This is a genomic window from Psychrobacter sp. CX97 (assembly GCF_057396285.1).
Genome location: NZ_JBXYJE010000008.1, coordinates 108,002 through 121,433 on the forward strand (window position 1 = coordinate 108,002; position 13,432 = coordinate 121,433).

At 36.7% G+C, this 13,432-nt stretch carries 8 protein-coding genes; 3 read left to right on the top strand and 5 right to left on the bottom strand.

Annotated elements, in window-relative coordinates:
* Positions 1–170: 170 nt before the first annotated feature.
* From AC2SLL_RS08100 to AC2SLL_RS08110, 3 genes are all read left to right on the top strand, one after another.
* Entirely contained in the window at positions 171–1,019 is an 849-nt protein-coding gene (locus AC2SLL_RS08100) for a DUF2382 domain-containing protein (protein ID WP_486531182.1), read from the top strand.
* 370 nt (positions 1,020–1,389) lie between these two features.
* Positions 1,390–1,893 (top strand): YsnF/AvaK domain-containing protein, encoded by a 504-nt coding sequence (locus tag AC2SLL_RS08105; protein ID WP_486531183.1) that lies wholly within the window; start codon positions 1,390–1,392, stop codon positions 1,891–1,893.
* Positions 1,894–2,191: 298 nt separating this feature from the next.
* On the top strand, positions 2,192–4,261 hold the full coding sequence (locus AC2SLL_RS08110; RefSeq protein ID WP_486531184.1) for a catalase: 2,070 nt from the start codon (positions 2,192–2,194) through the stop codon (positions 4,259–4,261).
* A 240-nt stretch (positions 4,262–4,501) separates the two neighbouring features.
* Here AC2SLL_RS08110 and AC2SLL_RS08115 read toward each other — a convergent pair whose 3' ends face one another.
* The 5 genes from AC2SLL_RS08115 to AC2SLL_RS08135 all read right to left on the bottom strand — a co-directional run bounded on the left by AC2SLL_RS08115 (position 4,502) and on the right by AC2SLL_RS08135 (position 12,405).
* The gene (locus AC2SLL_RS08115; RefSeq protein WP_486531185.1) at positions 4,502–7,078 is read right to left on the bottom strand and encodes a DUF3141 domain-containing protein; all 2,577 of its coding nucleotides are present in this window, start codon (positions 7,076–7,078) and stop codon (positions 4,502–4,504) included.
* Positions 7,079–7,376: 298 nt separating this feature from the next.
* The gene (gene phaC, locus AC2SLL_RS08120) at positions 7,377–9,539 is read right to left on the bottom strand and encodes a class I poly(R)-hydroxyalkanoic acid synthase (RefSeq protein ID WP_486531186.1); all 2,163 of its coding nucleotides are present in this window, start codon (positions 9,537–9,539) and stop codon (positions 7,377–7,379) included.
* Between the two features lie 147 nt (positions 9,540–9,686).
* Positions 9,687–10,280: a phasin family protein gene (locus tag AC2SLL_RS08125; RefSeq protein ID WP_486531187.1), complete on the bottom strand. Its 594-nt coding sequence runs from the start codon at positions 10,278–10,280 to the stop codon at positions 9,687–9,689.
* Positions 10,281–10,350: 70 nt separating this feature from the next.
* Complete coding sequence (gene phbB / locus AC2SLL_RS08130; protein ID WP_486531188.1) at positions 10,351–11,130, bottom strand: acetoacetyl-CoA reductase; 780 nt, start codon at positions 11,128–11,130, stop codon at positions 10,351–10,353.
* Between the two features lie 459 nt (positions 11,131–11,589).
* Positions 11,590–12,405, bottom strand: a complete 816-nt coding sequence (locus AC2SLL_RS08135; protein WP_486531189.1) for a 3-hydroxybutyrate dehydrogenase — start codon at positions 12,403–12,405, stop codon at positions 11,590–11,592.
* Between the last annotated feature and the right edge of the window lie 1,027 nt (positions 12,406–13,432).

Consider the following 13,432-nt stretch of genomic DNA (forward strand, 5'->3'; position numbering starts at 1 on the left):
ATTTAATTATATTAAGATAGTTTAATAGACTTATGTCTCACTTCAGCAAATTTGAGGCACCATATTTCATAACGGCGAATGTCGATTTTGAGGCACAGACTTGATATTACATTCGTTTCATTTATTAAAACAAAAATATCTATAACCCTATTAATAATTAAGGAATAATTATGAGTGATTTAATCCGTTTAAAAGACATTCAAGATACCCAACGTGAGCTTATTGGTGACGATTACTATGATCCAACTGGAAAAACTGCCTTTGCAACTGGTAATGAAAAAGTTGGTAAGGTAGAGGGCGCATTAGTAGAGAGCGTTTCTGGTCTAATTCGTTACTTAATTGTGGACGTAGGAGGTTGGTTTAATACGAAACAAGTATTGGTACCTGCTGGTTTAGCTCGTATTGTGGGCGACGATATCTATTTTGATAGCTTAACTAAAGATCAAGTCGATGCAATGGAAGAGTATGACAACGATTACAGATACACTTTTGATGAGCAATATGATAAAGATCGTGCTTTATTTGCTTCAGAAACTCTTCCTGAGAATCAACGGTTAGAAGTTAATGACGATTTTTACAAAGCCCCTTCAACACTTGAATTACTGGAAGAACGCCTTACTGTTAATAAAGACCGTATAGTCGCTGGTTTAGTAAGTGTAGGTAAGCATGTTGTTACTGAAGATCGCAAAGTTGATGTTGAGCTTGAAGAAGAGCATGCTCATATTGAACGTACTAATGTTGACCGCCGTGTTGACCGTAAAATTGGTGATGACCTAGGTGCTGACACGATTGAAGTTGAGCTAGAAGCGGAAAGAGCGCGTGTTGGTAAAGAGACTTATGTCACTGAAGAAGTGCGCGTAGGTAAGACTACTGAAGTCCATACCGAAACCGTTCATGAGACTATCAAACGCGAAGAGTTAGATGTAGATGGCGATGGCAATATTATTAACCGTGAAGGTCAAGTAATAAATCCAGAAGGTATAACTGCTGACGATGTACGCGCAGTACGGGGTAGATAACTTTTAATTTAATGACTGGTAATTTAGCGACTAGTAATTTAATGACTGGTTGCTAATGTGAGCTTATTTATCTGGTTGACACCAAAGTTATTTAATTATGTTATCTAATAATAAATAATATGTGGTGTGCTAATAAGTCATTTATCAGTCAGTCATTTATCAGTCAGTTATTTAGAATCAGTTATTTAAAGAAGTTATTTATTATCTGCTTTTCTTATATCAGGAGCCAGAGTTATCTCTGGCTTTTTTTGTGAAATTATTATGATAAATATATATATAAATCTTTAGACAGCATTACTAATTTACAGTACTACTAATGTTACGGTACTGCATTAATCTATACTATTTAATATTAATAAGGATATAGACTATGAAAGAGGACAATAACATCCTTAATGACAGTAGTTCAGGAAAAATTGAGTTATTAGAAGAAAGAGCTATCGTTAGTAAGGACCAGCATCCGACATCAAGAGTTATTGTGAGTAAGCAACTAAGAACAAAGACCGTCAATGTCCCAGTTGAACTAACTGAGGAAGTCCTAATTGTGGACGCTAAATATAAAGATCAAGACGTTAAAAACTATTTAGAGAAGAGTGTCGATAACAACGATATAATAACTTATTTAGAACCCATGCTATCTGTTAAACCCCAACTGACGATTAATGGTAGCACTGTGTCTTTTGATAATGGTCCAATTGAAATTGTTTTGAGTCGCGAAACGGCTACCGTGCAAAAGCAAACGTATGCAGTTGAAGACATTGCAATTTCAAAGAGCGTTCATACTCATAAGGAGACCATTAGTATCGACCTTAAATATGAAGAGTTAGACGTTACTGAGAATAGTGCTTTAAAAGATGACGAGGTTAAAAGGTAATTAATATAAATGCTATAACTTAATTCAAATAATTGTTCATCAATTAATCTAACACGCTTATTATTTACACTTAAACTTATCACAAGTTATATTTGGTAAATTTTATGGAGCGATAATAAGAGTGACGTACTTTTTTACTTATATTTATAACCTAATAAAACAGTTTTAATATTTGATTCGTTTAATATACTAAATAAGCGTCCAGCATTGCTTCTAATACGGTACGCTTATTTTGATAAGCCCAGAATAATATTTATTAACATTCAACTAGCATTTAATTAGCAAGGATTCAATGATTATGAAACATGATATCGATCATAATGACCCAGCCAAAAACATGAACCCAAAAGTGGGTAATGGCGGCGAACCTCAATTTCAAGCAGGAAATGATGCGCCTAATCTTACCACCCAACAAGGTGTGATAATCTCGGATAATCAAAATTCACTAAAAGCAGGTCCTCGCGGTCCTTCTTTGTTAGAAGATTTTGTATTGCGTGAAAAAATCACTCACTTTGACCATGAGCGTATTCCTGAGCGTATTGTCCATGCACGCGGTACTGGTGCTCATGGTTATTTTGAATTAACTGAATCTTTAGAAGAATATACCACTGCAAAAATATTGACTGAAACAGGCAAGCAGACACCGTTGTTTACCCGTTTTTCAACAGTAGCGGGTAACAAAGGCTCAAAAGATACGCCACGTGATGTTCGGGGTTTCGCTGTTAAAATTTATACTGAAGAAGGTAACTGGGATATTGTTGGTAACAATATGCCTGTTTTCTTTATTCAGGATGCTATGAAGTTTCCAGATCTCATTCATGCGGTAAAACCTGAGCCTGATCGTGGTTTCCCACAAGCCGCATCAGCCCATGATACTTTTTGGGACTTTGTATCACTAAGCCCAGAAACATTGCATAACGTCATGTGGCTAATGAGTGATCGTGCAATTCCGCGTAGCTTACGCATGATGGAAGGTTTCGGTATTCATACTTACCGCCTACTTAATAAAGAAGGTAAAAGTACATTTGTACGTTTCCATTGGAAGCCAGTCCTAGGTGTGCAGTCACTGACATGGGATGAAGCCGTTAAGATTTCAGGCGCTGATCCTGATTATAACCGCCGTGATTTATTTGAATCGATCGAAATGGGTGATTATCCTGAATGGGAGTTTGGTGTCCAGTTATTTACCGAAGAAGAAGCCAATGAATTCCCATTTGACCATTTAGATGCAACTAAGCTTATTCCTGAGGAATTAGTACCGGTTAAGACGGTTGGTAAAATGGTATTAAACCGTTATCCTGACAACTTCTTTGCTGAAACTGAGCAAGTGGCATTCTGTCCATCGCATATCCCACCAGGTATTGATTTTAGTAATGATCCACTATTGCAAGGTCGTTTATTTAGTTATTTAGATACTCAGTTATCTCGTCTTGGTTCACCCAACTTTGCTCAAATTCCTATTAACGCGCCTAAATGTCCGTTTGCCAATATGCAGCAAGATGGTCATATGCAAATGCAGGTACCAAAAGGTCGCGTTATGTATGAACCACAGAGCTTAGATTCAAGTAAGCCTCGTGCTAACTTTGATGAAGGTTTCAAGTCATTTGCTGAACAGTTAGATGATGGGGTTAAAGGTCGTGTCCGTGCAGAAAGCTTTGCCGATCACTATAGCCAGCCACGTATGTTTTACCGCAGCCAAACGCCTGCAGAGCAAGCGCATATAGCGTCAGCCTTTGCTTTTGAATTAGGTAAAGTGGATACAGCCCATGTGCGTACTCGTACATTAGGCCATTTGATTAATATCGATAAAGACTTAGCAGATCGTGTGGCGAATGCTCTAGGTATGGAGCTACCTGAAGCACCAGAGCCAGGGGCGCCAATTATTGATATGCCAAATTCTCCCGCTGTTCAAACCATCGGTTTAAGCCCAAAAACCTTAAAAGGCCGTCAAGTCGGTATATTAGTGGGTAAAGGCTCAAAGCGTGAGACGATTGAGAAGTTTGAGAATGCCGTTAATGCGGCGGGTGGTAGCGTTAAAATCGTCGCGCCTAGCAAAGAGGCGTTACTTGATGATGGTACTCGTGTCCAAAGCGATGAACGTATCGCTGGTGCGCCATCAGTTCTATTTGATGCAGTAGTGAGTATTATTATGCCTGATGTGGCTAAGAAGCTTGCTAAGCAGGGCCCAGCGCTAGATTGGTTCACCGATGCATACAATCACTGCAAAGCCATCGCTTATTGCCCAGCAACGGAAGAGCATATCTTAAGCAAACTGCCGATTGAGAAAGATGAGTTTGTAACCCCACTTGATGACGTAGATGGCTTTATTGAAAATGCCAAATCTCGTCTGTGGTCTCGTGAAGGTTAATTGTAATGAATCGTAGGCTAGGCCAATTTCGTTTAGGCAAGTGCTTAGCTTAAAAGATTTGATAGTTATTAAAATTACCATATTTTTGTATTCAGTCGTTTCAAAAGTTAAGGTCATATCAAACTAAGTTTGGTATGACCTATTTTATGACATTTTAATAAGAATCTATTTATCTAATATCTTTAATCAACCCATATATTAAATTAACCAGCATTGCTAAGCTGGTTAAAATGTAATTGATTAAATTAAATCAGCATCAGTTAAGTTCAATACCTCTTTAATATGATTTAACATAGATAACGTTCTTGAATTGAGATCTTCTTTTTTATTGCCGATAACATGAAGAACTAGTTTATATGCCTCAATTCGTTTGGATTTAGTTTTTATGAGAGATTTAATCGACTCAATGGCCTCATCTTCTGCAAATCTAACAATCAATGTCTGGTCTTCAATCATTTCTGACAACTCGGTGCTTGGTAAGTTGTTAAATGGCTTTTGATGAGTAACAACTTCTGTCAATCGTAATAGTTGGTTTCGGTCAATATTATTATCAGCGACGATATTACTCAAAATGAGCATGCGAATAACCCCTTCAGCATACCCTCCTTGATTGATCTTACTGAGTGCTTCTTTTACTTTAGGTAAATCGCTAAGAGCATCTTTGCTTATAAGACGTCTTGATCTTTCTTTGTTACCGTACTCACGTAACCAAGGCATTGACCAAATACCATAAAACATGCTCTCAGTCATCATGTTTTGCAAATTACCCCAAAAGTCCAATGTCATATTCATACTGTCCATAAACATCTTCTCAACTTGCAAGAAGATATTGTCTTGGGCAATCGGTTCTACAGCAGGAAGTTTGACATAACCATAATCTATAAAAGAGAAGTTTCTGTCTTGTTCTTGTTGTTCATTTTTAACATTAGAATGACTAGTATTATTATGGTCTTTTTCATTTTTTCTAGCTGAAGGGTTATAATTAGAGTTATTTAATTCAGCCTGAGTAATGACTTTACTAAAATTACTGGCCGCTAGAGCTAATGGATTTCTGCTCGTCCAAATACCTCTTTGTAAACGAAGAGGGTGCATGGCTCGTAACACTTGAGCAGATGTTTCATTACTCATGGCTTTAATCAGAGGACGTAAACTTTGCTCGTATAATTGAGTTTGAGCTTTAGAGGATCTATGAACGGCTTTAAACATTTCTTCGTCTGTACGGCACTCACCAATGGCCTGATTTAAGTCATTAAAGGTACGACGGGCTAAGTCAACTGAGAAAGTTTTATCATAACCTTTGCCCTCAACATTCTCTATTACCATTTCATAGAGACCAGGCGGTAAAAGTTCAATTTTATCAATAATAGATGCGATGCCTTCATGTTCACGATTGGCTATTTTAGAGCTAACAAAAATTCCCAAATGCCCAACCTGCTCATGAATCATATAGATAATACGTTGCCCACAAATCTCAACTTCTTTTTCATCGGTATATGCATCTAAAATCCAAGAGAGCGCTTGAGGAGGCGGGGTAATATCATCACCATGAGACGCGAATACAATAATTGGGGCTTGAACATTACGTAAATCGATGTTGACGCCTTTTTCTAACTGAGCTGTATTACGCGCGATTCGGTTGCCAATGAAAATATTTTCAACAATCCAGCGTATTTCTTCTTCATTCATTAAGAAAAAGCCACCCCACCAACGTTCAAAGTCTAAAAATCGTTGACGGTTGGCTAGTGGATTCTTGTATAAGTCGTAATATTTACCAATATAGTTGCGGTATGGGTTCATTTTTTCAAAATTATCAACCAGCCATGCCCCATCAAACAGTCCGTTAGTGATGTCTGCACTCATCATAGACAGCCATGTGCCACCGTTAACGCCTGCTTTATAACGCATAGGGTTAATACCTACCTCGCCACTCCAAGCAGAGACAGGTGCACCATTCATTACGATAGGCCCTTTAACATTAGGGTTGGTTGCAGCTAAAATAAGTGCAGCCCATCCACCTTGACAATTGCCTACGATGACAGGAGGCTCTGAATTGGGGTGTCTGTTTTCAACTTCACGAACAAACTTTGCTTCGGCATAAGTCACGTCAGCAATGGTTTGTCCTGGTTCTGGTAAACGCTTAAAAGCCACAAAATAGACCGGTAGACCATTTTTTAAGGCAACACCAACTTGGCTTTCTGGCTTAAATCCGCCGATACCAGCACCATGACCTGCTCTTGGGTCAATAATTATATAAGGGCGATTATTTTCATTGGTTTCGATACCCTCAGGTGCTTTAATTTTTAGTAGCACATAATTACTTGGGCGATCAAAATGGCTTGCATCTAATATAATCTCATAATCATAGTCTAAAACAGGTGGGCAACCAGCACGTTCGTGTTCTATGAAGATATCTCCACGTTCTTTCAGTACGTCAGCCGTTTGAAGTAGGCGTTTTGTACTGTCTGTGCTATAGCTTAACCACTGTTGCCAAAATGCGTACGGTGTATTAACCTTAGCAAAGCTGTCTTTAATATTTTTACCATCTTTTTGTAAGTCTCCAACATTCTTCTTAATTCGATCATAGTTTTGCTGTTGATGACTTGAAGCGACTTCAATTAATAAATCTGTACTTTCAGTTTTGTAGCCATTCTGGCGGATGTATTCTTTGAAATAATCTTGAGTTTGGTAGAATTGATTTTTAGAAATGTCTAGTAGATTAGGTATCCAACCCGTAGCGGTACGATGAGGGTTGTTTTTATTTAGCCATACTTCTGCTTTGTTAGGATTTTCAATATTTTTTTCTATTGTTACCGTCATAAGATGCTCCGATATATTATTTAATAGATTTATTATTTTTAAAATAGTTATGAACAAACGACTTGTAAAATAACCACGAAGCTCGATTAGTTATTTAATATTAGTTATTTTAAAAAAAAGCTTAATATTTTTATGAAATGATGTTTCCGATGCTATTGGCAAGCCTTACAAAGTGATTGGTAATATGATACTGATAACAAATGACAGTTTTTTTAAGTAACAATTATTGTATGTATTATTTAATTACATACTTAATTTAACTATTACGACACCAATTAATTCGTTAACAAGTATTATTCTAATCATTGGCGGTATTTACAGTGTCTTCCGCTTTAATGCGGACGTATTCGCCGGGAGCATCACCCAATACTTTCCATAAATTACCTTGATAATCTATGCCAGGTTTTCTACTCTCAACTTTATCTTTAGAATATTTGTTAATCCATTCTCCCCAATGTAACCACCAACTTCTATCTTGTTTGTCTGCATGGTCAAACCACTCATCTGGATCTTCGACATTATTATCATAAGTATAAAAGCCATATTTGCCAGTAGGAGGATTGATAATACCTGCAACATGACCTGACTCACCTAACACAAAGGTTACATCGCCACCAAATGCTTGAGTAGCTGCATAGCTCCCTTTCCATTTGACAATGTGGTCTTGTAAAGTAGCAACAATATAAATAGGCGTTTTTACTTTAGATAAATCTACTTTAATATTGTCAAATTCAAGTTCACTCTTTCGAATCATTTTATTACCAATGTATAGTTCTCGTAAAATAAAACTATGAAGGGCAGCGGTAACGTTAGTGGCGTCAGAATTCCAATATAAGAGGTCAAATGGAGTAGGGCGTTCTCCTTTTAAGTAGTTTTGTATGTAATAGTTCCAATACAGGCTGTTTTCACGTAACAAGCTAAAGGCGACACCCATTAATCTACCATCAAATACCCCTTTATCTTTACCTTCTTGTTCAATAGCTGCAACAATACGCTCATCTATAAACACCCCTAAATCGCCTGGGTCGCTATAGTCAAACAACGTTGTCCAAAAAGTCGCACTGGCAATACGATCTGATTGATTATTTTCACTTAACCAAGCTAAAGTCAATGAAAGTAAGATGCCACCAATACAATAACCAATAACATTTGCATCGGGCTCACCAGTAATTTCAGTTACTTTGTTTAATGCAGTCAGCAAGCCCTCATGCATGTAGGTCTCCATGCCGACATTTTTATATGATTTATTAGGGTTAACCCATGAAATAATAAAGACAGTATGACCCTCATTTAATGCCCATTTGATATAAGAATTCTTTTCTTTCAAATCCATAATATAAAATTTATTGATCCATGGTGGAACAATAACTAAAGGACGTTTTCTTACTTTATCGGTAGTTGGCGTGTATTGAATCAACTCAAACATACGATTACGAAAAACCACTTTGCCATCAGTAGTTGCGATATTTTCGCCAAGTGAAAAAGCGCTTTTATCTGTCATACGGATATTCAACATCTCCGCACTTTTTTCAAAGTCTTCTGCCAGTTGTTTTAATCCATTTATTAAATTTTTACCACCCGTTTCTTTAGTCAGGCGTAGAACTTCAGGGTTGCTCCATAAAAAGTTACTGGGTGCAATTGCATTGAGCCATTGACGGGTAAAAAATGACAAACGTTGACGGGTTTTATCATCGATACCATCTACTTTATCTATGGTATCAAGCATTGAATCAACGGTTAAAAGGTAGCTTTGTTTCAAGTAGTCAAAAACTGGAATGTTTGTCCAGTCTTCATCTTTAAACCGTTTATCCCCTTTTGCTGGTGTTATGACAGGCGGAGTTTGAGTGCCTAAAATCTTTTGAACCATATTCTGAGACAATTGCAGTTGTTTCTGCCAGAGTTCTGTTTGTTGCTCTAAAATGGATATAGGGCTATTTTCGAGTGCAACGGTTGTGAACTGATGCCATCCATCCATGATGTCAAATACTAATGACTGACTTGTGGTACTTCTTTGAGTCATACGTTTAATGGACTCATTTAAGAAGCGCTGTGCTAACTCGTTAATTTCATTTAGCGTGCTCTCTACAATATCACTTTCTGCACTATTTAAAGTTTGTTCTGACTTTTGATCTGAAGGTTCTTCTTGATTACCTGATGCTTCATTAGATTCAGACTTATTCGCTCTATTAGGCATCATGAAGTTGCTAAAGTAATCGATAGAATCCTGCCAAATTTTCATATTTGTTTCGATAGGGTCTATTTTTTTATTGGACTCGCTAAAAAATGACTGACTCAGTTCGCCAAGGTGATTTAATTGGTTGAGGTAGTATTGACTAAAGCCGTTGATATTAAACGGATCAGTAGTATTGGTATACGGTTTCTGTTTCTCTGAGTGGTTAAATGATTGGTTAGATTGATTTTGTTGGTCGTTCGATTGATTGCTAGATTGTTTATTGGTCATTTTCTCACCCATGAATTATACAGTTTACCTAACACTATAAATGTCATAAAAAAACGATGGGAAAACTTTCGCTAACCCACCGTTTTAGATAACTTAAACGCCTGCTATATATTTAAAGCTAAGTACGCTTACTCGCTTAAATTTAAGTTATGCTTTTTTTGCAGCAGTTCTAGCGGTTGTGCCAGTCGTTGTTGATTTATTGGCAGTACCACTTGTTGCTGTAGTCGTTGCTTTTTTTGCTGTATCTGATGCAGCTTTAGTGGCTGTTTTAACGGCACTTGTTGCTTGCTCAGTAACTTGTTCTGCCATTTTATTCATATTTTGAGCGAACTCTTGAGCTGTTTTAGTTGCTTGATCAGCAGTTTTTTGCATGTTCTGTTGCATTTGCTCATTGGTCTGACCATAAGCTTCACTCATTAGCTGCATAACTTCATCTTGCATGCTATTGCCAAGCTCTGTCAAACGTTGAGCATCAGATAAAATTTGCTGGCTAACTGAATTTAGCATTTCAGCTTGTTTGCTACCAAAGTCTTTAGCAGCTTCAGGAGAATCCATTTCTGCTAGCTTACGCATATTCTCTAAACCCATTTCCGAATAGGACTTAATGGTGTTTAATGAGAACTCAGTCATCATTTCAGCATTTTTCAAAAAAGTTTTATTTAACTTAGCCCAAGGTTCAAACATTTTTTGAGTATTTTCGTTTAATTGATTGATATAGTCTTGCTGATTAGAAAATGACATCTTATTTCTCCATTTGTTAATTTAAACGTACACTAGACGAACACAAGAATTGTTATAAGACCATTAAAATTTAAGACATATATTGACCACCATTGACTGATATGGTTTCTCCAGTGACAAATATGGCATCTTCACTGATTAAATACATACATGCGGCAGCAATTTCTTTAGCACTAGCCAGCCGATTCATTGGAATAGTTTCTTTAATTTTATCCATGATATGTTCAGGTACACTTTCTACCATGGGCGTCACTGTGTAGCCAGGAGCAACAACATTTGCAGTAATGGATGAGGTAGCCCCTTCATATGCAAGAGCTTTAGTGAATCCGATAATTCCTGCCTTGGCGGCTGAATAGTTTGTTTGACCATACTGACCTCTGAGGCCATTTATCGAACTGATATTAACGATCCGCCCTGTTTTTTGTTTTAACATTTTTAAGAAAACAGGATGTATAACCGTATATAAAGACGTCAAATTAGTATCAATGACTTGCTTCCACTGCTCAAAAGTCATCTTTTTGAAGCTACTATCACGGGTAATACCGGCTCCATTTATGAGAGCATATACACTCTCGTACTTATCAATCGTTTGTTGAATGGCTGAAATAGCCTTTTCGTGCTCACTTAAATCGACAGGCAAAAATTCGAAATTTTTTGGATCAAAACCATTGTCATCACACCATTTTTTTATACGCTCTGGATCATCCTTGCTTAAAGTAGCGATAATAAAATAATTTCTGGCGATTAGTTTTTCGCAAATAGCAGTGCCAATACCACCTAACGCACCTGTGACCATGGCAACCTTCTTATCTACAGCATTAGAGTTTATTTGTGACCCTGTATCTGACATAGAGACCTCTATTTAAGAACATACATATGAATAGAAGGGTAACTAAGTGTAAATGATTTATAGAAGGTGTATATTTGCCAATTATCATCAGTCAGTGACGTTGAAAATGTCAGGGTTAATTTAGGCAACGTTTAAACTTTAATGAACAATATGACTCTTTTTAAAATCACTTTCTTTAAATAAGTTAGCTATAGGCTATGGATTAAAACCTTACTTTAAACTTGATTACCCTATAAAATAAAAAATCGCTTTACACGTATATTATATCATTTGAATATGACAGTACGAACAAAAGTTTACAAACGCATAGCGACTTTTGTATAAATTTTGTTAACTAATGAGGTATGTCAAAAATTAAGGTTTTTAACAGGTCTAGTCTCTTTATCTAAAAAGAATTTAAAATTCAATAGTTTATCTCTAAGCCATTCGTTTTAAACAGACTAAGGTCAGATCTGATAATTAGTTCATGAACCAACCATGACTGGCGACAATAGATTGACCAGTAAAAACATTTGTCGGGAATGCCGCTAAAAATAGGGCAAGCTGAGCAATATCATCTACCGTAGTAAACTCTTTATCGACTGTGTTTTTTAGCATAATGTCATTTACCACTTGCTCCTCTGTAATATTCTTTTCAGCGGCTTGTTCTGGAATTTGCTTTTCTACTAAGGGTGTTTTTACAAATCCTGGACAGATCACATGTGATCGAACATTATGATCAGCCCCTTCTTTAGCGACGACACGGCATAGGCCAAGTAAACCGTGTTTGGCAGTTACATAGGGCGCTTTAAACAGAGAAGCTTCATGGGAATGAACTGATCCCATATAAATAACAGTACCTCCTTTATTATTCTTGTACATATGCTGTAGACAAGCTTTGGTCGTTAAGAAAGCACCATCTAAATGAATAGCCAGCATTTTTTTCCAGCTATCAAATGGCATTTCATCAATTCGGTTAATAATCTGAATACCAGCATTAGATACTAGGATATCTACACCGCCAAACTCATCAACTAATTTTTGAACGCCCTCATTTACTGCTTTTTCACTGGTTACATCCATTTCAATTGCCAGAGCCTTTCCGCCGAAACTCTCAATAGCGTCCACCGCTTTTTGTGCGGCATCTAAGTTTATATCTGCAATACCGACAGTGGCGCCCGCTTTAGCATAAGTCGTGGCAATGTTATTACCAATCCCGCTAGCTGCGCCTGTCACTAAAGCAACTTTACCCGTTAGGTCTTGTTTTATCGCTTCATTATTACTATGTTCAGTCATTGGTTGATCCTTGTAATTATTTATAAAAGGGGTTTATCACATCTATTAGGATAGAGTCAGGTATACCATGTATGAGTGGATAATTGGATTAATATATAAAGTGGCAAATAGGGTTTACTTTTTAAATAGTAGCACTACTAGATGACGGTTTTATGGTAGAAAAATGCTAATTAAAGATTATATAAGAGGTAGGATACTAAATGATGAGTGATAATGATAAGCATGAATGATAAGCAATAACTACCACTATATCTGACTAGGCTGGTTTGCAATAAAAACCGTACTATGGGAATAACCCTCATTCCTTAATCCATTAAAATAATCCATACGTTTAGCTAAATCTTTATTATATATACCGATGAATCTAAAGGTAATAATCCTTTAATATTAGCTTTAATATTAGAAGGTTAAGGGTTGATGTCAAGGTAATGTCGATATGGATCATATAAGACTTAATTTATGACAACCAAGTTTTACGGCATAAGTCTATCCCATAGCAACCATCTATCTAGTTGGGTATTATTTATCCAAACTACCCAAATGACTACCCGTTTTATTCGTCATTATTACCCTTGGGTGTAGTTCACTATCCCGTAAATCTTGTTATATTCGAATGGTCTTTAATTTATATATCAGTATTTATTGAGTTAAATATTGACAGCTTAGATATTTATATATCTTTGCTATTAAGGGATGCAACTGGTTGGGAATACGGATTTAATCAACCAAATATAACGACAATCATCAAGGGAATGAAACGATAATGCTCGTAAATATTGATAACGGGGGTACGCTCACAGATATCTGTGTAGTTGGCGAAGATAAGGTGTTTTATAGCAAAACACCAATTGCTGTACGCTGCAAAGTGAGCTCAAAATTATATTATTAGAATGACAAAGATAACAACCAGTCTTATATCTTAAAAATGGTATCTCATAATGGTGACTTAAACTTATTTTTATCACTGTGATTTAATAAAGAGCACTCTGAATTGATAGATACAGCTTGCTCGGAAGATTCACCACCT